At 49.4% G+C, this 21458-nt stretch carries 18 protein-coding genes; 6 read left to right on the top strand and 12 right to left on the bottom strand.

Translation table 11 applies throughout. From position 1 onward, the window contains the following. Nucleotides 1-27: 27 nt before the first annotated feature. The 9 genes from G3255_RS06970 to ezrA form a co-directional block, all read right to left on the bottom strand. Nucleotides 28-951 (bottom strand): class I SAM-dependent methyltransferase, encoded by a 924-nt coding sequence (locus tag G3255_RS06970; protein WP_211653839.1) that lies wholly within the window; start codon nucleotides 949-951, stop codon nucleotides 28-30. Between the two features lie 53 nt (nucleotides 952-1004). After that, the gene (gene tpx, locus G3255_RS06965; RefSeq protein WP_211653838.1) at nucleotides 1005-1511 is read right to left on the bottom strand and encodes a thiol peroxidase; all 507 of its coding nucleotides are present in this window, start codon (nucleotides 1509-1511) and stop codon (nucleotides 1005-1007) included. A 36-nt stretch (nucleotides 1512-1547) separates the two neighbouring features. Then, nucleotides 1548-2117 (bottom strand): RDD family protein, encoded by a 570-nt coding sequence (locus G3255_RS06960; RefSeq protein WP_211653837.1) that lies wholly within the window; start codon nucleotides 2115-2117, stop codon nucleotides 1548-1550. Between the two features lie 14 nt (nucleotides 2118-2131). Beyond that, nucleotides 2132-3142 (bottom strand): signal peptide peptidase SppA, encoded by a 1011-nt coding sequence (sppA, locus tag G3255_RS06955; RefSeq protein WP_211655788.1) that lies wholly within the window; start codon nucleotides 3140-3142, stop codon nucleotides 2132-2134. A gap of 61 nt (nucleotides 3143-3203) precedes the next feature. Further along, entirely contained in the window at nucleotides 3204-4136 is a 933-nt protein-coding gene (gene rarD, locus G3255_RS06950; RefSeq protein ID WP_211655787.1) for an EamA family transporter RarD, read from the bottom strand. A 127-nt stretch (nucleotides 4137-4263) separates the two neighbouring features. Then, entirely contained in the window at nucleotides 4264-5838 is a 1575-nt protein-coding gene (mbcS, locus tag G3255_RS06945) for an acyl-CoA synthetase MbcS (RefSeq protein WP_211653836.1), read from the bottom strand. Nucleotides 5839-6106: 268 nt separating this feature from the next. After that, the gene (gene thiI, locus G3255_RS06940; RefSeq protein ID WP_211653835.1) at nucleotides 6107-7309 is read right to left on the bottom strand and encodes a tRNA uracil 4-sulfurtransferase ThiI; all 1203 of its coding nucleotides are present in this window, start codon (nucleotides 7307-7309) and stop codon (nucleotides 6107-6109) included. Continuing rightward, the gene (locus G3255_RS06935; RefSeq protein WP_211653834.1) at nucleotides 7306-8418 is read right to left on the bottom strand and encodes a cysteine desulfurase family protein; all 1113 of its coding nucleotides are present in this window, start codon (nucleotides 8416-8418) and stop codon (nucleotides 7306-7308) included. The genes thiI and G3255_RS06935 overlap by 4 nt, the downstream gene beginning before the upstream one ends. Before the next feature lie 57 nt (nucleotides 8419-8475). Continuing rightward, nucleotides 8476-10170 (bottom strand): septation ring formation regulator EzrA, encoded by a 1695-nt coding sequence (gene ezrA / locus G3255_RS06930; protein WP_211653833.1) that lies wholly within the window; start codon nucleotides 10168-10170, stop codon nucleotides 8476-8478. Between the two features lie 150 nt (nucleotides 10171-10320). Here ezrA and hisJ point away from each other — a divergent pair, with 150 nt between their 5' ends. The 3 genes from hisJ (at nucleotide 10321) to G3255_RS06915 (ending at nucleotide 12892) form a co-directional block, all read left to right on the top strand. Next, complete coding sequence (gene hisJ / locus G3255_RS06925; RefSeq protein WP_211653832.1) at nucleotides 10321-11121, top strand: histidinol-phosphatase HisJ; 801 nt, start codon at nucleotides 10321-10323, stop codon at nucleotides 11119-11121. Between the two features lie 29 nt (nucleotides 11122-11150). Next, nucleotides 11151-11630 (top strand): free L-methionine (R)-S-oxide reductase MsrC, encoded by a 480-nt coding sequence (gene msrC, locus G3255_RS06920; protein WP_101190076.1) that lies wholly within the window; start codon nucleotides 11151-11153, stop codon nucleotides 11628-11630. Nucleotides 11631-11741: 111 nt separating this feature from the next. Further along, nucleotides 11742-12892 (top strand): IS3 family transposase gene (locus G3255_RS06915; protein ID WP_211653052.1). Its coding sequence is split into 2 segments (ribosomal slippage): nucleotides 11742-12015 and nucleotides 12015-12892, totalling 1152 coding nucleotides; the frame shifts between segments, so codons are not numbered across the junction. Nucleotides 12893-12948: 56 nt separating this feature from the next. On the opposite strand, the gene megL is transcribed toward G3255_RS06915, so the two are convergent. Continuing rightward, the gene (megL, locus tag G3255_RS06910) at nucleotides 12949-14154 is read right to left on the bottom strand and encodes a methionine gamma-lyase (RefSeq protein ID WP_211653831.1); all 1206 of its coding nucleotides are present in this window, start codon (nucleotides 14152-14154) and stop codon (nucleotides 12949-12951) included. A gap of 328 nt (nucleotides 14155-14482) precedes the next feature. On the opposite strand from megL, the gene rpsD reads away from it, so the two are divergent. Beyond that, nucleotides 14483-15085, top strand: a complete 603-nt coding sequence (gene rpsD / locus G3255_RS06905) for a 30S ribosomal protein S4 (RefSeq protein ID WP_211653830.1) — start codon at nucleotides 14483-14485, stop codon at nucleotides 15083-15085. A 162-nt stretch (nucleotides 15086-15247) separates the two neighbouring features. Next, nucleotides 15248-16060: a helical backbone metal receptor gene (locus G3255_RS06900; protein WP_211653829.1), complete on the top strand. Its 813-nt coding sequence runs from the start codon at nucleotides 15248-15250 to the stop codon at nucleotides 16058-16060. Nucleotides 16061-16113: 53 nt separating this feature from the next. Here the strand turns inward: G3255_RS06900 and G3255_RS06895 are convergent, their stop codons facing one another. Beyond that, nucleotides 16114-16662: a general stress protein gene (locus G3255_RS06895; protein WP_211653828.1), complete on the bottom strand. Its 549-nt coding sequence runs from the start codon at nucleotides 16660-16662 to the stop codon at nucleotides 16114-16116. A gap of 131 nt (nucleotides 16663-16793) precedes the next feature. After that, the gene (gene tyrS / locus G3255_RS06890) at nucleotides 16794-18059 is read right to left on the bottom strand and encodes a tyrosine--tRNA ligase (protein WP_211653827.1); all 1266 of its coding nucleotides are present in this window, start codon (nucleotides 18057-18059) and stop codon (nucleotides 16794-16796) included. Between the two features lie 366 nt (nucleotides 18060-18425). On the opposite strand from tyrS, the gene G3255_RS06885 reads away from it, so the two are divergent. Beyond that, nucleotides 18426-21443 carry a transglycosylase domain-containing protein gene (locus G3255_RS06885; protein ID WP_211653826.1) on the top strand — a complete coding sequence of 1006 codons (3018 nt, stop codon included), beginning with the start codon at nucleotides 18426-18428 and terminating at the stop codon, nucleotides 21441-21443. Nucleotides 21444-21458: the final 15 nt, after the last annotated feature.

Below are 21458 nucleotides of genomic sequence, written 5' to 3'. Positions count from 1 at the left end.
GCCCTATCCGGATAGGGCCGGCTTGTGTCATGATTTGTTTTCTTTAAACCATCCGTTGACTTGCGTGAAGAATTTCGCCATCGTCTCCGGCTTCGACATATTCGGGACGCGCGCAAGGAGCACTTCTTTCGGTGCTTTCAAGCCATCCTGTTTCTTCTGCAAAACCAACACGGCTTTGGCATGCTGGGCATTTTTGAAGATGTTCTCCGGCAGTTCCATCACGGCTTGGATATGCGCCTGTTGTTTCAGGAAACTGTGCAATTGCCCGGCAAGCGGCGATTCGAAAATATTCCTTGGAATGACAAAGAACAAATAACCGCCTTCTTTTGTATGCTTCAAGGATTGTTCAATGAACAGATGATGGGCATAGGACATGCCTTCCTCCGCTTTTAATTCATAATTTGAGGCAGTCGCTTCGTCCGGGTAATAACCGACCGGCAAATCGGAAACGACGCAATCGACCGGATCGATCAGTAATGGCTGCAGTGCATCCTGCAAATAAAATGTCACCGGCTGCTCAATCAAATTGCCGATATTCGAAGCCAGGCGGATCAACAAATCGTCCAGTTCAACAGCTGTCCCGTTCATGCGGCCGTCCAAATAATTCATCACCGTGAACAGCAGATTTCCCGTGCCCGCAGCCGGGTCCAGGACAGTTGCTTGTTGTTCCTTAACGAATAGCTCTACCAGGTAGCCGATCAACAACCCGAGAGCATCCGGCGTCATTTGGTGATGGGGCTGGACATGCTCTTTCATGCCTTTCAAAATCGACAGCTGAAGCGCTTTTCGCATATCTTCTTTCGTTGCGCCTTCTGCGATACTCAATTGCCCGTCCAGCCAGCGCTCGGTCGTCGTAAGCAGACTTTCTAAATAGGAAGTTTCTTCCTGTCTTTGGATCGACACCGTTTCATTGTCGATTGCCGTAAAAATGCTTTCCATAGATGAATTCATAAATCTCCGTCCTCAATAAGGAAACCCACTCGGCAAGAGTGGGTTTCCTGGTATTAGTTTGTCAGTGCTTTGACTGCTTCGAGCGCTTTGTCGTAATCAGGGTGATCGGTGCCTTCTGCCACATATTCCACATATGCCACTTTGCCGTCTGTGTCGACTACGAAAATGGAACGTGCCAACAAACGCAGCTCCTGCATCGTCAAGCCGTACGCTTCACCGAATGAAAGGTCGCGGTGGTCGGACAATGTCGTGATGGAGTCTACACCGTTGATTTCTGTCCAGCGTTTCTGCGCGAATGGCAAATCGCAGGAAACCGTCAGCACTTCGACGTCTTCTCCGAGTGATGCCGCTTCTTCACTGAAACGTTTTGTCTGATCGGAACACACTCCTGTATCGAGTGATGGAACGACACTCAGCAACAGCACTTTGCCTTTGAAATCTTGTAAGGTCTTCGGTTCCAGGCTGTTCGATAACACCGTGAAATCCGGTGCCTGATCGCCTACTTTCACTTCATTGCCTGGCAATGTTACAGGGTTTTGCTTGAATGTGATTTGTACCAAATTGCAACGCCTCCCTTTCAGATTACCTTCATCATACTAAATGCTTTCGCTCTCTTGCAACTGAGACCCTTCCAGCCGTTTTCTCGCCATCTGCTGTTTGCGGTAAGATTCCTCGTGGACAACCGTCGTATCCGCGATAAAATCATGTACGCCTTGCTTCAATGGCGTAAAGCCGACAATCCAGTACAAAGGCAAGATCGTCACTGATATGAAGCGGCCGATCCATTCGCGGAACAATAAAGTGGACCATGACAAACGCTCTGTTTTCAGTGAAACGACGCGCAAACCGAATATCATTTTGCCGACCGTCTGTGCGAAAAACTTAGTCATCAAGACAAAATAGCCGTAAAAGACAATTGCTGTCAAGATCGCATAAGGGGCGTACCATGCCGTCTCAGCCGTCTCCCACCCGAAGAGCGCAAACAGCGGGCGGATTAAAATAGAAGAAACTGCTGAAATGACCAAGATATCGATCAAATACGCCCAGAAGCGCATCCAGAAACCAGCCGGCTTGCGTTCATAAAAAAGGATTCTATCGTTTTCCGGCCGGACCGGCGGAGTTGCAGCCGCTCGCTCCGCCGCATCATTATTGACGTGATCAGTCATGCTTCTCCACCTCCTTAGTTTTCACCGTATAGATACATCATGCGCGGCCCGCTATTTTGGGACAGCATATCCGAGATGAACTTCGTTTCCATGTCCATGCCGAAGAATGATCCTGCCTTCATCGCAAAGAGTGAAGACCAGTCGTCACCGGCACCATATTCAAAGACTTCGCCGCCTGCTAAATCGAAATCATCGCGCATTGCCTGGATGACATCTTCTTCAAAGCCGAAATCATCCGCCAGGTTCGCTTCAACCGCTTGGCGGCCGTTCATGATGCGCCCATCCGCATATTTTTTTACTTCTGCTTCCGTCATGTCGCGCCCTTCTTCGATGACATCAACGAATTCCTCATAAGAACTATCGAGCATCTCTTGCAAGAGGGCACGCTCGTCATCTGTCATTTCACGCGTTGGGCTCAAAATGTCTTTATATGGCCCCGATTTGATGGTGACAAAATCCACGCCGTAGCGTTCAGCAAGTTCGCCATAATTGACGCTTTGCATGATGACGCCGATTGATCCTGTCAAAGTTTCTTCGCTGACAAAGATCTTTTCAGCCGGTGCGGCAATATAATAACCGCCTGAGGCAGCCATTGCGCCCATCGAAACGTAAAGCGGCTTGCCGGTTTCTTCCTGGATTTCCTTAATCTTGTCGTGAATCTGCGCAGACTCAACGACCCCTCCCCCAGGTGAATTGACTTTCAAGACAACGCCTTTGACGCTGCTGTCTTCCTTAACAGCTTGCAATTGCTCCATGAACAAATCATGGTTATAGCCGGCAGCGGCAAAAACGGAAGCTTCTCCCGTATCCTGGATCGCTCCGTCCACGTTCAACACGGCAATCCGGTTGGAAGCATCGCCTGATTCAACCACTTGTTCGCTTAAAGCCGTCTGTTCCATGCCTGTCCAATCGTCAAAGCCCGAAGTGAAATCCGACTGCAGCACTGAAAAGGCCGAGTTAATGACTAGAGATATCACCAGCAAGGCAGCAGCGGCCAGTAAGGCGATCCATCGTTTTGTGTTCATCATGTTTCAGTTCCCTCCTTAAGTATTCCATTTAACTATACGGCATAGCATTCAAAATGTTTCACTTTCCGCTAAATTCGGCACCAACTAAATGGCGGTTCTTTCTCGTCCGCCTGGCCTCCATGATTTTTGAGCCGGTAAATAGGATCAAGGCACTCCAGATGAACGAGAAGGAAATGACCGATATCAAGCCGAACTGCTCCCCGTACAGAAAGACGCCGATCAACAGCATCAAGCTCGGGGCAATGTATTGAAGGAAGCCGATCATATACAACGGAATGAGCGGCGCGCCCATGGCGAATAGCAATAGCGGCAAAGCAGTCAGGAAACCACTGAGGATGACGAGCAAGTCGGTCGACACCCCGCTATGCAGAAATGCCGCACGGTCGATCGAAAACAAATAGATGTAGTAAGCGGTCGCAAACGGCAATACGAACAGCGTCTCGATCGCGAGCCCCCTCAGCGCATTCAATTGAATGGTCTTCTTGATCAATCCGTAGAACGCAAAGCTGAATGCCATGCCAAGCGCCAGCCAAGGCAGCGTCCCATAGGAAATCGTAATGACCGAGACGCCGATTGCGGCAAGTACGAATGCAATTTTCACGGCTGGCGACAGCTTTTCCTTTAAAAAGAACGAGCCGAGCAGCACGGAAATCAGCGGATTGATGTAATAGCCGAGGCTGGTTTCAACGATCCGGTCGTTGGTCACGGCATATATATAGAAAAACCAGTTGGCCGAAATCAGGAACGAAGCAAGCATCAGCAGGAAGAAGGTTTTCTTCGATTTCCACAAAGACTTTACATCATCCATAAACCGCTTGCCGCCCCCTGTCAGCACAATAAAGCCAAGCGTCAGCCAAAACGCCCAAAAAATACGGCCAGCCAATAATTCATCAGCGGGCACATGGTCGACTTGCTTCCAGAATATCGGGAGAAATCCCCAAATCGTGTAAGTCAAAATCGTCAACAATGTCCCTTTTTTCTCATCAGTCATCTTCGCATCGCGCACCATTCTTAAATTATTTTTATTCACGAAATAATAGACCCATTATATGCCTGCCCTATTGGAAAGTAAATACAGCAAAAGCCCCCGATACTTACGGAGGCTTTTGGCTAAAATATTATTTTTTTGCGTTTTCGGCTTGCCGCAGTTCGACGCGGCGGATCTTGCCGGATGCGGTTTTTGGCAACTCGCTGCGGAACTCGACCGCACGCGGATATTTATACGGCGCCGTCAATTCCTTTACGTGGTTTTGGAGTTCCGTAATGAGCTCTTCTCCGCCTTCATGTCCTTCAGTCAAGACGACGAATGCTTTGACGATCGTCCCACGGATTTCATCTGGCGAACCGACGACGGCACATTCTTGCACGGCAGGATGCTTAACGAGCGCATCTTCTACTTCGAACGGCCCGATCGTGTAGCCTGAGGAAATGATGATGTCATCGCCGCGCCCTTCAAACCAGAAAAAGCCGTCTTCGTCTTTCGACGCTTTGTCGCCCGTTACATAATAATCACCGCGGAACTGCATTTGCGTCCGCTCGGCGTCTTTGAAATATTCCTTGAACAAGGCCGGCGTCTCGACGTGCACAGCGATGTCCCCGACTTCTCCGATTGGACAAGGCTCGCCGTTATCGTCGATGATTTCCACCCGGTTGCCTGGCGTCGGTTTGCCCATCGAGCCTGTGCGCCCTTCTGTGCCTTTCATCGTGCCCACAAGCAATGTATTTTCAGTCTGCCCATACCCGTCGCGCACATCCAAATCGAAATGCTTCCGGAACACATCGATCACTTCCGCATTCAATGGCTCACCGGCCGAGACGGCACTGTGGAGCGCGCTCAAATCATATTTCGCCAAATCTTTCTGCTTGGCCATCAGGCGGTATTCTGTCGGCGTGCAGCATAGCACATTGATTTTCCGCTGTTCCAGCAACTCCAAGTATAGTGCCGGGTCGAATTTGCCGTTATAGACAAATGCCGTCGCTCCGCTTCCAAGTGTCGCAAGGAACGGGCTCCAGATCCATTTTTGCCAGCCCGGGCTCGCCGTCGCCCACACCAAATCGCCTGTTTTTGCCCCGAGCCAATGCTCTGCTGAGGTGCGCAAATGTGCGTACGCCCAGCCATGGCTATGGACCACGCCTTTGGGATTGCCGGTCGTCCCCGATGTATAAGAAAGAAACGCCATATCATCATTCTTGGTCGGCGCCGCTTCGTAACGATCAGAAGCTGAAGCCATTTCGTCAGTCAATGAAATCCAGGAATCCGATCCTTGGCCGATGACGAAATTCGTCAGCCCATACATTTCCGCCACTCCCTCGAACTGGCCCAGAAACGGTTCATACGCAATGACCGCTTTGGCTTCGCTATGATTCAGCCGGTAAGAGATGTCTTTCGCCCGCAGCATTTCAGAACTTGGAATGACCACGAGCCCTGCTTTCAATGCCCCTGTGTAGACAACATAGGCTTCAATGAGGCGAGGCACCATGACCAATACGACATCGCCTTTTTTAAGGCCCGCTTTCTCGAAGCTGTTCGCTGCACGGTTCGCTTGTTGGATCAAATCGTCATATGTAAGGTCTTTCTTTTCCCCTTGGTCATTTTCCCAAATGATCGCCTTGCGCCCATCTCCTGTCGCAAAGCGTTCGAATTCCTCCACCAAATTATAGTTTTCAGGTGCCAGCAATTGTTCGCGTTTCATTCCAATCTCCCCTTTGCCAATGAACTAATATTATTCTTATATTATTATACAATAAATATTTAATTATTCAAAATAATTATTTAAAATAAAGAGCCCTTAAATGTGGTTGATTTTCCTGCTTGTTTGTTTTGTCTCCATTCATTTCCATCTAAAACCAATATCCATATTTCAAGTGATTGTTCTAATAGAATAATGAATTCTCTTCATTACAAAAGCCCAGCCAAGAACAGGATGCTTGTTCTTGGCTGGGCTATTCGAATGAATCGGATTACAGCAAATCTTCGAAACGCTGTTGTTTGTTTCTTGGGAATTCGATGATCTCGCGCTCGGCTACCGCTCGATCGATCATCTCGTCAAATGATACAAAACTCTCGTAATGCTCCACTTTATCCGTTTTCGGTTTCGTTTTCGGATTGGCCGGCGTGAAGATCGTGCAGCAATCCTCAAATGGCCGGATGGAAATATCGTATGTGCCGATGGCTTGCGCCGTTTCAATAATTTCGAGTTTGTCCTGTGCGATCAAGGGACGTAAAATCGGCGTATTTGTCACAGCGTTGATCGCCTGCAGACTTTCAAGCGTCTGGCTGGCGACTTGGCCGAGGCTTTCGCCAGTGATGATTGCTTTAGCGTCCGTTTTTGCGCGCACGGCGTCCGCTATGCGCATCATCATTCGGCGCGTGGATGTCATCGTGATATTATCCGGCACCTGTTTATGGACTTCCTGCTGAATTTCTGTGAATGGGATGATGTGCAAGGTGACGGGAGCTCCGAAGCCGCTCAATTTCTCCGCGAGATCGAGCACTTTCTCTTTTGCGCGCTCCGTCGTAAACGGCGGGCTGAAGAAGTGAATCAGTTCAAGCCTTACTCCGCGCTTCAGCATATGATAGCCAGCGACAGGGCTGTCAATGCCGCCTGATAACATCAAGAGCGCCCTGCCGCCTGCGCCGATCGGCAAGCCGGCTGCGCCTTGGATCGTTTCAGCCATCATATAAGCGGCGTCTTGGCGGATTTCGACATTCAAGTCGATGTCAGGGTTTCTCATGGCGACTGTCAGTTCGGGTGTATTGCCGAGTACATACCCCCCGATTGTGCGCATGATCTCCGGTTTTTCGTAAGGAAATTCCTTATTCGGCCTTTTGACGGAAACTTTAAAGCTCTTGTCCTTGGTATCCATCTTGCTGACGATCGCTAAAGCGGTATGCTTCATATCATCCAATTCCAGGCTGGTCTGTGTCACAGGGCTAAACGACTGGATACCGAACACGTAAGGCAGGCGAGACACAATGTCTTCCATGCCTTGTTCGTCGTCGCAGAACAAGAACATTCGGTCACGTTCTGCTTTGATGCGCAAAGTCGGCGTACCTGCGAACAAAGTCTGGATATTATTGCGAAGCCGTGAGATGAACGCTTTTCGGTTGCGGCCTTTTGTCGACAGCTCGCCGTAGCGGATAAGAATTTGGTTGGTTTTCATGATTGTTCGACTCCTTTGATCGTTTGATGCGCTTTATGGAAACGTTTCTTCAATTCGATGATGTCTTCGTGGCTGGTCACGGCGCCGAAGCTGATGCGGATCGTGCCGTCCCGGTATTCGCGCGGCAAGCCGATCGCTTCAATGACGTGGCTTGCCTGCTTGTTCTTGGAAGAACAGGCACTCGAAGTGGAGACGATGACGCCTTCTTGCTGCAGCGCGCCGACCAAAGTCTCCCCGCGCATGCCAGCGATCGCCACCGCCAGGATATGCGGCGCGGCGCCGGATGGGCTGACGATGTAAATGTCTTTGTATCCAGAGAAAAAGCTGCGCAATTCCGCATTCCATTGTAGATGATCAGGCTTTGGTGTTGCAAGGCGCAACGCTTTTGCCAGTGCTGCAGCGTTCGGAACCGAGACTGTCCCGCTGCGAAGCCCGCCTTCTTGGCCGCCCCCGAACAGGATTGGCTCGAGTTGCGCTTTATTGACGGCCAGGATCCCGCTGTTTTTCAATCCATGAAGTTTGTGTGCAGAGACAGTCAATAAATCCGGCATCTCCTGCTCATCAAGCGGCAGTTTGCCGGCGCCTTGCACTGCATCGACATGAAACAGCGCACGGTGGTTGTTAAGCATGCGCCGAATAGCTGACAGCGGATGAATCGTGCCGATTTCATTATTGACCTGCATCAAGCTGACCAATATCGTATCTTCCCGAAGCGCCTGCTGCAGTTCAGCAAGATCGATCGCGCCTTTCCGATCGACTGACAGCAGGGTAATTTCAAATCCTTCTTTTTCCAGTTTCTTCAAGGGTTCCAAAACCGATGGATGCTCGGTTTTGCACGAGATGATGTGGCGGCCTTTTTCTTGATTGGCATAAGCCGCACCGCGTATCGCCAAGTTATTCGCTTCGGTGCCTCCAGATGTGAAAATGACTCGCTCATAACCGAGCAGGCCTTTGATCTGGCTGCGCGCCGATTCAAGCAAATCTTCCGCTTCATTTCCCAATCGGTGAAGCGAAGCTGGATTTGCGAAATAGCGGCTGCTCGCCTTGACAAAGGTTTCGAGCACTTGCGGGTCGGGTTCGGTCGTTGCGCTATTATCCAAATAAATCATTGCAATCCCTCCGAAAAGAAAACCACCAGCTCGTCTGCTGGTGGTTTCGTTATTTTCTTAGTCCTTATCTTTTACGAGCACTTCAATCCGTTTCATCGAACCGGGTTCGAAATTCTCAACAGCTGTCGCCGCTTCTTCGAGCGATTTCGTATAGCGCATTTGGCGGAACGATTCCTCGGCTTCCAAAAGATGGGCGTGAAGCTGTGGGTTCGTCTTCCGGTAACGGTTTCCGTACTGGATGATGCGTTCCACCAGCAAGACGTTTTCGACCATTTCTTTTGCTTTGATCTCCACATCCGTAATACTGGTTTCTGCCTGCTCCATATAATTATCGACTAGTTTCATATTAAGGGGCACTTCACGGAGCGCACGCATTGCCACAAACAAATGCTCCTCCGCTTCCTCGAGGCGGACATCCATATCTTCCGGAATGCCGGGGATATTCGCTTTATGCAGCATGCGATCCGTTTCCTGAAGGCGGCGTCTCAGTTCTTCCACATGAATACGGGCTTTGTTTTCCTCGACGCGCAGGTTTTTCAACGCATCGGTAAAGTCCATCTGTGTGGAATCGACAATCGTTAAATCTTCACGGATATGCATCAGTTCGTCCTGAAGGCTCGAGTAGGCCGATTGGTCTTCTTCCAGTCGGTTCGACAATAGTTCGAAACGCTTCGCCAGCTGCTCGACTTTCTCTAGGCAGGTTTTCGGAATCGCCGCTTCCTGATCCGTTATTTTGTAGCTATGCTGCACGTAACGGCTTTCTTCTTCCAGTTCCTGGGTATCGCGCGCGACCACTTGCAGATGGCGCTCGGTATCCATGAGATGCTGGTCGATATAATGCTTTGCCGCCACTTCTTTTTCAAGCAGGTCGTACATGGCATCGATCCGGTCCTTGATTTCGTCGACACGGTTGTTGCTATCGGTCACTTCCAGGGTTTCCAGTTGTTTTTTCAAGACAGCCAGCTCTTGTTCGCTTTCTTCGATTTTCTCGGTCAACCCAAGATGGTTAAGGTAATACGACTGCTCTTCCATTTCTTGTTTGCCTTGACGTAGCTGCGCCAAATCCTGTGGAATTTTCTCATCGATTTCCGTCAGCATCATTGGGATATCGTCCACCAGCATGAATGCTTGTGAACTGTCTGCGGATAAATTGATGACCGTCTCACGTGCTCTTAAATAGTTGCCTTCACCTGTCAGCTGATCGTATTCCTCAAAGCGCTGGACAAATGATTCCAGGCGCTTTTCGAGAGGCTCAGCGGCTGCGCCGTATGAAGATTTATGCGCGAGCAGGTTTTTACGGGCGCGGACGTATTTGTCCTGGATCAAATCCATTTCACTGCGGTTCTTCTCTTCACTGCCGATCAATTCGTCCAGCTCTGCGAAAATGACCGCAATTTGCTGGTCAGCGTCATCTATTTTCACTTCAGCTTGTTTTTCGAGCTTGGAAGCTTTCGGGAAATTAAAACGTTTGATCGATTCTTCTGCGTCATAGAGTGTTGCGTCTATTTTCGGGATGTCGACATCCATGATTTCAGTCCATTTATTGCGCCAGCGCTCGAACATTTCCTCTGTCTGGCCATTCAAGTTCAATTGTTTCACTTTAGTAAGTTCTTCCATAATTGGTTTCTCTTTTAGTTGCAGTTTCAGTTGTTCCAGACGCTCAATTTCCGCATTGTGTTTTTTTCGAAACACCATGCCGATAATAAGCAGCGCCAATAGAATGATGACCGCAATGATGATATACTCCATCATAAGTCATTTAGCCCCCTGTTCCAAATACATTACCGGTTACATAAGTATGTTTAATGATTCTTTTATTTTAACATGTATTCTACTCTTTTGTTTGCCAAATTAGAAGAAAACAGGGAATAATTTTATCAAATCGAAAAGATGGTGAACTTTATGAATAAACGCGACGGCCATATTCATACCCCTTTCTGCCCTCACGGTACTAGCGATCCCTTTTACGCCTATATCGAAAAAGCGGAAAAAAATGGATTTACCGACATCAGCTTTACCGAGCATGCCCCGTTACCCGACGGCTTTACGGATACGACGCCTGATCAAGACAGCGGCATGAATATAGACGAGTTGCCCGCCTATTTCGAGGCGCTTGCCGAGGTAAAAACGCAAGCTCCGGGCATGCGGATCCGCAGCGGCCTGGAAGTGGATTTTATTCAAGGGTTCGAAAAACAGACCGCCCAACTACTCGAACACGCCGGCCCAAAACTGGATGACGCTATTCTGTCGGTCCATTTCCTGCACTATCAGGACCGCTGGATCTGTTCGGATTTCAGCGCACAAGTATTTATAGAACTCGCAAAAGACATGGGTTCGGTACAGGCCGTCTATGATCTATATTATGACACGGTCGAAGCTTCCATATTGGCGGACCTCGGCCCCTATAAACCGAAACGCATCGGCCACCCGACTTTATGCCATAAATTCCAGCATGTCCATCAGGAACGAATCGATGACGATGCCCGCATCCGCAAGATCCTGAGAATGATAAAAGAACACGGCTATGAACTGGACGTCAATTCAGCAGGCTTATCGAAACCAGGCTGCTTGGAATTTTATCCGCCGGAGCCTTACATCGCCTATGCACGAGAGCTCGGCATCCCGCTTGTTTTCGGTTCGGATGCCCACAGTGCTGAAGGCTTGCACAAATACGCAGATCGCTTTTATACTGAACACTATTAAATAGAAACTTTTAGAAATGAGATGATTCCATGTTTGCTACATCCACTTACAGCGGCACACGCGAAGAACAATACAATCTGCTGAATAAACAACTCGACGCCTTGCTTGCGGGCGAACCGAACCGCATTGCCAATTTGTCGAACGCCTCGGCATTGCTTGGCCAGTTCCTCGACCGCATCAACTGGGTCGGATTTTATTTAATGGAAGAAGGCGAGCTTGTCCTCGGCCCATTCCAGGGAATGCCTGCTTGCGTCCGCATCCCAGTCGGAAAAGGGGTATGCGGCACGGCCATCGACAAAAATGAAACGATGCTCATCGATGACGTCCATGCTTTTCCTGGCCACATTGCCTGCGATGCTGCTTCCCGCTCTGAAATTGTGGTCCCGCTATTCAAAGACGGCGAAGCTTACGGCGTGCTCGACATCGATAGCCCGGAACTTGCCCGCTTTACAGAAGAAGACCGCATCGGGCTTGAAAAGTTTGCAGAAACCTTATTGAAGCACATCTAAACATACGAAAGATCCCGGCAGGAAGTAGAGTGACCCAATAAAATGAGACAAGGAAAAAGCACCCCCAAAGTCGTATGTAGTAACAACGACAAACTGGAGGTGTTTTTCTGTATGGGTTCAAAAAAGCGATTCTATCCGGAGGAAATCAAACTAGAGGTCATCGAGATGAAATTGAGTGGGGACTACACCAACGCCGAGATCATGGAGATTCACCAAATTAAAAGTGTGACGCAAATTAAGAGGTGGATGCAGTGGTACCAGAAAGACGAGCTCCATCGGCTCGCACAAGGTGTGGGGAAACAATACGCTTATGAGAAGAAGTTGAGTGAGGTGGAAGAGCTAAGGAAAAAGGTGCTGTATTACGAAATCAAAGAAGAACTGATGGGAAAGTACCGGGAACTGGAAAGGGGGTGGAACCGCCCCTCTTCCTAAAACTGGTGGAATTGTTCAAAGAGAAATATTCCATCACGATGATCTGTAAATGCATGGGCGTCCCTCGCCCTACTTATTACCGGTGGCGCCAGAAAAAATTCGGCAAAACGGAATTGGAGAAAGAGATTATCGCAATCTGTGAACAGCTGAAATTTCGGGCAGGTCACCGGACGGTGAAAGGGTTGTTAAAAAATGCCGGCATCCTTGTCAATCGGAAGACGGTGCAGCGCATCATGCAGAAATACAACAGCCAGTGCCGGGTGAAACCCAAGCGAGCGAAGAAGATGACCGGTGAGACGCACTTGGTGGTGCCAAACCTGTTGGAACAGAATTTCAAAGCGGACGCCCCCAATCAAAAATGGGTGACGGATATTACGTATCTTCCCTTCGGGGAAAGCATGCTTTATTTGTCGACCATTCTGGACTTGTATAACAACGAAGTGATTGCTTACAAAGTCAGTGACACTCAGAATGCCCAGCTCGTGTTGGATACCCTGGAGATTGCTTGCCGGAAACGGAACACCGCCGGAATCATTCTGCACAGTGACCAAGGGGCTCAGTACACATCGCGTGCATTCCAACTGGCGACAAAAGAAAACGGCATTATCACCAGCATGTCCCGCAAAGGAAACTGCTTTGATAACGCCGTCATCGAATCCTTCCACTCCTCGCTAAAGTCGGAAGAATTCTACACCCTAGAAAGGGTGCACCTAACCAATGCCATTGTACAACAAAAAACAGAAGATTACATGTATTATTACAACTACATCCGACCGTTCCAAAAATTAAACTGCCATTCCCCGATTGAGTATCGGACAATGGCAGCCTAGTGCTTTTTCTAATGTCTCAAATTACCGGGTCAGTTCAAAGTCTGCCGGGATCTTTTTTAGATTTCCTGCAAATTGGATTTGATTTGAGCGAAAGCCTGCTCAAGGTCGGCCATTAAATCCTCGACGTTCTCAAGCCCGACCGACAAGCGCACCAGTGAATCTCGGATGCCCATCCGTTCCCGCTCTTCCGGAGGGACGACCGCATGGGTCATCGTTGCCGGATGCTGGATCAAGGTTTCGGCATCTCCCAGGCTTACGGCAATCTTGATGAGTGACAAGGCATTCAAAAATTCCTGCGCCTGTTTTTTTCCGCCTTCTAGCTCAAATGAAATCAATCCGCCGCCGCGGCGCATCTGGCCTTTGGCAATCGACACTTGCGGGTGACTGGCATCAAATGGATACAAAATGCGCTTGACCGCCTGTTCGCCATGTAGAAACGCGACGATCTTTTCCGCATTGTCGATATGGCGGTCCATCCGCACGTGCAAAGTTTTCAATCCGCGGATCAACAGCCAGGCATCGAACGGTGACATGATGCCCCCGAAATCTTTTTGCACAGTCATGCGGATCGTTTGCATTTCCTCCGCATCTGCCCCGACGAGTACCCCGCCGACGACATCGCCATGGCCATTCAAATACTTGGTCGCGCTATGAAGCACGAAATCAGCGCCGAACTCGAGCGGATTCTGCAGATACGGCGAGCTGAACGTATTGTCGACCACCACCCGTAAGCCATGTTTTCTTGCGGCCGCCTCAACCGCGCGCAGATTGACCAATTCCATGGTCGGGTTGATCGGCGTTTCGACGTAGATGACTTTTGTCTCCGGACGGATCGCCTGTTCGATTTGTTGTTGCGTCGTCATTGCAATGAGTGAATGCGTAATGCCGTACTTTTCTTCCATGATTTCCAATAAGCCGAACGTGCAGCCATAAATTCCGCGTGAGCATAGCACATGGTCGCCTGCTTTCGTTAAATGAACCAGAATAGCACTGACTGCAGCCATCCCCGAACCAAATGCCAGCGCGCCTCCCCCGCCTTCGATCTCCGCCATGCGCTGTTCCAACACGCGCACCGTCGGATTTCCAAGACGCGAATAGATATTTCCGCTTTGTTCCCCAGCAAAACGGGCTTCTCCTTGTTCTGCATTCGCGAACGAATACGTAGACGTCTGATAAAGCGGCGTAGCCAAACTGTCATGATGCACAGAACTGTCATAGCCCTCATGGATCACGGCCGTTTCAAACTTGTTCTTTCGTTTCATTATTCATACACCCCTCACTAAAATAGAAAGCGCTTACATTTACAACTATCTTCATTTTACTCTGAGGAGATAAAAAAAGAAAGCTTCATTTTTACGCTTGTTGCCCATTATCCATTGACTGCCACAGTCACTTTCGGTTATACTAGCTTTTGTGTAAAATAATCGCAGCAGTTGTATGTGCGGGTTTGCCCATTTTGTTCCTCTGCGGAGGTGTATCGCGTAACTCTTGGCTGCTGAGCGAAGGTACATGAAAACAAAATGGCTTACAGCATGAATACATCTGGTTTTTATTTTACTCTAAAAACCAAATTAGAGGAGGAGACTCATTATGTCTCGTTATACAGGTCCAGCATGGAAACTGTCACGTCGCCTTGGAATTTCTTTGAGCGGCACAGGTAAAGAACTCGAAAAACGCCCTTACGCACCAGGTCAACACGGTGCTAACCAACGCCGTAAAGTTTCTGAATACGGTTTGCAATTGCAAGAAAAACAAAAACTACGCTTCATGTACGGAGTTAACGAACGCCAGTTCAAAACTTTGTTCAACAAAGCTGGTAAAATGGAAGGCAAACACGGCGAGAACTTCATGATCTTGCTTGAAACACGCCTTGACAACGTTGTTTACCGCCTCGGCCTTGCGCGCACTCGCCGCCAAGCTCGCCAATTGGTAAACCACGGCCACATCCTTGTTGATGGCAAACGCGTAGACATCCCGTCTTACAGCGTGAAACCAGGACAAGCAATCGCTTTCCGCGAAAAGTCTAACAACCTTGATGTTGTTAACGAAGCGATCGAAGTAAACAGCTTCGTTCCAGAATACGTTTCAATCGACGCTGACAAAAAAGAAGGCACATTCGTTCGTCTCCCAGAGCGCAGCGAATTGTCTGCTGAAATCAACGAACAATTGATCGTTGAGTTCTACTCACGTTAATCGATTGATGAAAACCCTCCAGGCGTACCTGGAGGGTTTTTTCTATGGCGTTTATTTCGCAAGCATCTTGTCAGCCTTTAGTTTTAAAGATGCCAGGCTCCCTGGTTTCGTCGATTCCTTTCTCGAGCTGTGCTAAACTGAATCCATAAAGGAGGCGTCTTTATGCGAATCGTATCCATTTGCCCAAGCAACACCGAATTGCTCGCTTTTTTGAATGCCGATCATTTGCTGGTCGGCGTCGATGATTATTCCGACTGGCCGAAGAGCATCGAAAAGCTTCCGCGTCTCGGACCGGACCTATCCATTCGCATGGATGAAGTCGAAGCACTCACTCCGGACCTTGTGCTGGCATCGCTCAGCGTACCCGGCATGGAGAAAAATATCGAAGAGCTAAAAAAACGCAAGATTCCACACCTCATCCTGGACCCGCAATCGCTCGCAGACATCCGCCACGACCTGGAGACGGTGGCCGAAGCGATCCATTTCGACAGCTCGACGGTTCTTGTGGAATATGATGCAACCATTGCCGAACTGAAGAAACGCGGAGAAACGGCTGCCTCTTCTCCATCCTTGTACTGGGAATGGTGGCCGAAGCCGGTGTTCACTCCAGGAGGCGTCAATTGGCTCAGCGAAATCAGCCGGCTAGTCGGCGCGCGCAATTGTTTCGAAGATGAAAAAACCGCCAACATCCAAACCGATTGGGAAGCCGTGAGAGAACGCGAGCCAGATTATATCCTTTTGGCATGGGTCGGCATCATGACCTCAAAAGTGAAACCGGAACTTGTATTGAAACGTCCGGACTGGCAGTCGATGAAAGGCATTGAACAGATCCACGTCATGGAAGAAGCTCTGTTCTGCCGGCCTTCTCCTCGCTTGCTAGAAGGAGCCATCAAACTAGGTAAGCTGGTCCACCCACAAGCCTTTGAGGATTTCCCGCTTCCTTCCTTCATTAAGGAAAAGCAATCGCATATCTAAAAAAACCCCACGGCACTTTTAAAGCGCCGTGGGGTTTGCTAGTCTATTGGAAATTAAAGCCGGCCGCGTCGCGTTCCAGCATCTCCGCGGATGTTCGTGGTCCGTTCCGTTCCGATCAACGGATCTTCCCGATCAGTGAACCTATCTACATCGTTGCTGTCAGGTTGCTTCGCTTCCTCATCTTCTACCAAGACAAGGATCCGCCCTTCCTTAAACTCAGCTTCATATGTTTCCGCTTCGTCTTCTGGCACACCGAGTCCGATTAAAGCACCGGCTATGCCGCCGACGCCTGCGCCCGCTGCAGCGCCTGTAAGTCCAGCTGCGATTGGGCCCGCTGCCACAATTGGCCCGATGCCAGGAATCGCCAGCGCACCGAGGCCTGCCAAGACGCCGCCGAGACCGCCTAGTGCACCTCCTGTAGCAGCACCCGCAGCTGCTCCTTCACCGGCTTGCGTACCAGTTTCTTCCGTAACACGATCCACGTCTCCCTTATCTTTACTGAGAACCGAAATATCTTCATCCCGGTAGCCCTGTCGCTGAAGATCTTCTATGACCTCCACTGCTTCCATCTCCGTACCGTACGATCCAACAACTCGTGACATGTCCTTCGTCCTCCCTTATCAGTTTGGAATCCTGTTCATGTTTCTAGTAATTGTGTTTCCCGGTCGAAGGGACGTTAAACATTCACCAATAAATACAAAACGCCGCTTGCATGTGCAAACGGCATTCGCATTTAGATGAAATGAATCATATGGTACTTTTTCTTTCCGCGACGGACGATAGCGAACTCATCGTCCAAGCGGTCTTTTCCATCGACGACGTATTCGAGGTCGCGGATTTTCTCGCCGTTGATAGAGATCGCGCCGTTCGTGATATCTTCACGGGCTTGGCGTTTTGAAGGAGACACTTTGCCATCAACGATCAAATCAACGATCGGCTTCGCTTGTTTCGCCATCTCGACAGAAGGGACGTCTTTGAAAGCCGCCTTCATTTCGTCTGCGCTCAAGCTTTTCAGGTCGCCGCTGAACAAGGCTTTCGTGATGCGCTGTGCATCCGCGAGCGCTTCTTCCCCATGGATAAGCTTAGTCATTTCTTCAGCGAGCACGGTTTGCGCTTTTCTGAGATGCGCTTCCGTTTCAACGCTTTCGGCGAGTGCTTCAATTTCCTGTTTTTCGAGGAACGTGAAAATCTTCAAGTATTTCACGACATCTGCATCAGCCGTATTGATCCAGAACTGGTAGAACTCGTAAGGGGAGGTCTTTTTCGCATCAAGCCAAACTGCGCCGCCCGCTGTCTTGCCGAATTTTGTGCCGTCCGCTTTTGTCACGAGCGGGATGGTGATGCCGAATGCTTTCGCTTCTTCCTCGTGTGTCTTGCGGATGACCTCAAGGCCCGAAGTGATATTGCCCCATTGGTCCGAACCGCCGATCTGCACACGGCAATTGTATTCATTATAGAGATGGTTAAAATCGATCGCCTGGATCAAGGTATAGGAAAACTCCGTAAATGAAATCCCGCTGTCTAACCGCGAGGCAACCGAGTCTTTCGCCAGCATGTAGTTGACGGAGATCAATTTGCCGAAATCACGCAGAAACTCGATAACGCTCATGTCGCCGATCCAGTCGCGGTTATTGACCATTTTCGCACCGTTCTCCGTCTGGAAATCAAAAATCTGTTCCATTTGTTTTTTAATGGCTTGCACATTGCGGTCGATTTGTTCCGTCGATTGCAATTGGCGCTCTTCGTTGCGGCCGGAAGGATCCCCGATCATGCCCGTCGCTCCGCCAACCAAAAGAATCGGGCGATGGCCATGCAATTGGAAACGGCGCAGCGTCAAAAGCGGCACGATATGTCCGATGTGCATGCTGTCAGCTGTCGGGTCGACCCCGCAGTATAATGAAATTTTTTCCTGGTCCAGCACTTCCGCCATTCCTTCTTCGTCTGTTTGCTGGTATAGAAGCCCGCGCCAGTTTAAATCTTCGATCAATGAATTCGTCATGTAAATTTCCTCCTCTTTCTCCATCACCTGATTGCCGGGACACAAAAAAGCCCCTGCATGAAATTCATGCAGGGGCGCATATGCGCGGTACCACCCAGCTTGGAGGACGTATCCTCCCACTCGAATGTGCCAGACGGGGCACTTCCGCAAACTCCAAGCCTGTAATTCGCCGCATGCGTTTTGGCCGGTTCGCACCACCCACCGGCTCTCTTGGTTCAAAATCGCATGCCCTACTTCGGACTTTTCTTCGTTTGAAATATGAAGATTCTATTATGTAGTGTACTTCAATCCTAAAGATTGTCAATATCTTTCGTTTCAATTATCGGATTATGCTATAATGAAAAAGATTTTTAGGAGGTTGATAACGTGCGCGATAAGTTTAGAAGATGGTTATTGAAGGCAGAAGAAACAACCGATAGATGGACGTCCCATAAGTGGTTTAGGCGTTTTAAAATCACGACGGGCGTCATTTGGAATTTGGCAATCATTCTAGCTATTATACTGGTGGCAGGCGGCGTCTTTGCTGCATCGGCCGGAGCTGGCTATTTCGCTTCCCTAGTGGATGAAGAACAGCTGCGGACCGAAGATGAAATGCTGTCGGACATCTATAGCTATGAAGAAACTTCTCAATTGTACTTTGCCGACAATACGTATCTCGGCAAATTGCAGACTGACCTAGACCGGGAAGAAACGACTTTGGAAGATGTCTCCGATACTGCCATAGACGCAGTACTGGCCACTGAAGACGAGTATTTCTTTGAACACGAAGGAATTGTCCCAAAAGCAATCATGCGTGGATTATTCCAGGATGTTTCCAATTCAGACAGCCAATCCGGTGGCTCAACTTTGACACAGCAATTAATCAAAAACCAAATTTTGACAAATGAAGTCTCTTACGAACGTAAAGCAAAAGAAATTCTTTTGGCCATGCGTCTCGAGAAATTCATGAACAAAGAAGACATCATGGAAGCTTATTTGAACATCATTCCATATGGCCGAAATTCAGCTGGCACAAATATTGCAGGAATCGAGACGGCGGCTAAAGGCATCTTCAATGTTCCAGCCAGCGAATTGAACTTGCCGCAAGCGGCATTCATTGCCGGGATCCCGAAAGCGCCGTTTAGTTATACTCCTTATACGAATACTGGAGCAATAAAGGAAGAAGAAGGATTAGCACCGGGCTTGAATCGGATGAAGACGGTCCTTTACCGAATGCTTGAAACAGGCTATATTACAGAAGCTGAATATGAAGAAGCATTAACGTACGACATCGTAGCAGATTTTCGTGAAGGCGAAACCCGTTCATACGAGGACCATCCTTTTGTAACGGCAGAGTTAGAGAAACGTGCCACCCGCATTATTATGGATGTCTTAGCTGAACAAAACGGTGTAGACCCTGAAAATCTCGATCAAGACCAAAACTTGTATGAGGAATATGCGATTTTAGCGGACCGCGCCGTCCGGTCGAACGGCTACCGCATCCATTCCAGCATCAATAAAGAACTATACGAAGCACAAGAAGAAACGCAGAAAGCCTATCAAGGATATGGTACGACCCTATCGGAAGATTATCTCGATGAAGACGGCGAAACCCAAACCCGCCAATTGCCTGTTCAAGTCGGCAGTGTCACCTTGGAAAACGACACGGGCCGGATTTTGAGCTTTGTCGGCGGGCGTGACCATGAAATCGAGAACTTGAATCACGCAACGCAGGCCTACCGCTCGATCGGATCGACGGTCAAGCCCTTGCTTGTCTACGGTCCAGCACTGGAAAATGGCTTAATCGGCGCCGGCAGTCCGGTGGTCGATGTGAAATTTACGATGAACGATAACGGCAATAGCTATGAACCGACAAACTTTATTCCGACAAGCGAACAAGGCATCATGCCTGCGCGCGATGCGCTCGCGCAATCCCAGAACCTTCCCGCTTTGCGTTTGTTTGCGCAAATGCGCGATGACATGCCGATCCAATACTTGATTGATAATGGCTTCTCACGAGTCGATGAAGGCGATGGCGTCGTTTCCTCAGCACTTGGAGGCGGCATCGAAGGCTCCGTTGAAGAAGTCGCCAACGCGTACGCTTCCCTCGCCAATGGCGGCAAGCATATGGAAACGACGATGATTGATAAAATCGAAGACGCAGACGGCAATGTCATCTATGAACACAAAGCCGAAGCGAAAGATGTTTTCACGCCTCAAGCTTCTTATGTATTGACCGATATGCTGCGCGACGTCTTCAAGACAGACCGCGGAACAGCTAACCGTGCAAATGGCATGCTGAAGTTCAATGCGGACTTTGCCGGAAAAACTGGAACTACACAAGAAACACGCGACGTTTGGCTCGTTGGCTATAACCCGAACATCACGATGGGCGTATGGCTCGGCTACGATAAAGAGAAATACTCTCTGGATAATTTCAAAAACCAGAACTTGCAGCCATCAGTCCGTGTTAATCAATTATGGGCTAACTTGATGAATGCAACGTATGACGTGGTACCTGACGCCATCGGCTCCGGCGATAAATTCCAGGAACCTGAAGGCGTTGTCTCCCGCTCATTCTGCGGCATCTCCGGATTCGCTCCGAACGATGCTTGCCAAAAAGCCGGCTTAGTCCGTTCCGATTTATTCATCGCTGATATCATGACGCCAAAAGACGGCGATGACAGCTTGAGCAGCGGATCGTACACGACCATCAACGGCAAACGCTATGCTGCCCTATCGAATACGCCAAGTGAGTTTGTTTCTGGCGGCGGCCTGGGCGTTTCAGAAGAATACGTCGACCGCATGCTCGCCCCGTTTGGCGGAGATGCTGGCAAACTATTCCCTGGCAGTTCACGATTTAGCAACGTGGTTTCCAGCGCTAATTTCAACGCAGACAGCGCAGCTCCTGCACCGGTCGGAACATCGATTAATGGACGCACGATCACTTGGAGCGATTCCGCTTCGAACGATGTCGTCGGCTATCGTGTATTCCGCAGCGGAAGCAGAGTCGCTTCTGTTTCTGAATCAAGCAGCAATTCCTATAGCGCGCCTGGTCCTGGAACGTATACAGTCGTCGCAGTGGACATTACAGGACGTCAATCGGCAGCGTCCAACGGCGTAACGATTCAAGCGCCAAAACCGGAACCTGCTCCTGATCCAACACCAGAACCAACACCTGAACCGGAAGCTGCTCCTGCACCGGAAAGAGAAGAAACACCAGCGCCACCGCAAGAAACAGAAAGACAAGAACCGGAAGCAGAGCCTGAAGAAGAACCGGCTGAGGAACAACCGGCCGAAGAAACTCCAGCTCCGGAAGAACCTGAAGAGGTGGAAGAAGCACCACCTGAAGAGCCGTCAGAACCGGACACGGAAGCTCCGGATAGTGAAGAAGACGCAGCATAACGAAAGCCCCTCTGC

This window comes from Planococcus sp. MSAK28401, assembly GCF_018283455.1.
GTDB classification, from domain to species: Bacteria; Bacillota; Bacilli; order Bacillales_A; family Planococcaceae; genus Planococcus; species Planococcus alpniumensis.
This window is presented reverse-complemented; position numbering and strand designations above follow the sequence as displayed.

What these genes read in the sequence shown, in the direction of transcription:
- G3255_RS06970 (WP_211653839.1), bottom strand. Translation starts at nt 951, where the DNA reads ATGAATTCATCTATGGAAAGCATTTTTACGGCAATCGACAATGAAACG.
- G3255_RS06960 (WP_211653837.1), bottom strand. Translation starts at nt 2,117, where the DNA reads ATGACTGATCACGTCAATAATGATGCGGCGGAGCGAGCGGCTGCAACT.
- sppA (WP_211655788.1), bottom strand. Translation starts at nt 3,142, where the DNA reads ATGAACACAAAACGATGGATCGCCTTACTGGCCGCTGCTGCCTTGCTG.
- rarD (WP_211655787.1), bottom strand. Translation starts at nt 4,136, where the DNA reads ATGACTGATGAGAAAAAAGGGACATTGTTGACGATTTTGACTTACACG.
- mbcS (WP_211653836.1), bottom strand. Translation starts at nt 5,838, where the DNA reads ATGAAACGCGAACAATTGCTGGCACCTGAAAACTATAATTTGGTGGAG.
- thiI (WP_211653835.1), bottom strand. Translation starts at nt 7,309, where the DNA reads ATGAAAACCAACCAAATTCTTATCCGCTACGGCGAGCTGTCGACAAAA.
- G3255_RS06935 (WP_211653834.1), bottom strand. Translation starts at nt 8,418, where the DNA reads ATGATTTATTTGGATAATAGCGCAACGACCGAACCCGACCCGCAAGTG.
- ezrA (WP_211653833.1), bottom strand. Translation starts at nt 10,170, where the DNA reads ATGATGGAGTATATCATCATTGCGGTCATCATTCTATTGGCGCTGCTT.
- hisJ (WP_211653832.1), top strand. Translation starts at nt 10,321, where the DNA reads ATGAATAAACGCGACGGCCATATTCATACCCCTTTCTGCCCTCACGGT.
- msrC (WP_101190076.1), top strand. Translation starts at nt 11,151, where the DNA reads ATGTTTGCTACATCCACTTACAGCGGCACACGCGAAGAACAATACAAT.
- megL (WP_211653831.1), bottom strand. Translation starts at nt 14,154, where the DNA reads ATGAAACGAAAGAACAAGTTTGAAACGGCCGTGATCCATGAGGGCTAT.
- rpsD (WP_211653830.1), top strand. Translation starts at nt 14,483, where the DNA reads ATGTCTCGTTATACAGGTCCAGCATGGAAACTGTCACGTCGCCTTGGA.
- G3255_RS06900 (WP_211653829.1), top strand. Translation starts at nt 15,248, where the DNA reads ATGCGAATCGTATCCATTTGCCCAAGCAACACCGAATTGCTCGCTTTT.
- G3255_RS06895 (WP_211653828.1), bottom strand. Translation starts at nt 16,662, where the DNA reads ATGTCACGAGTTGTTGGATCGTACGGTACGGAGATGGAAGCAGTGGAG.
- tyrS (WP_211653827.1), bottom strand. Translation starts at nt 18,059, where the DNA reads ATGACGAATTCATTGATCGAAGATTTAAACTGGCGCGGGCTTCTATAC.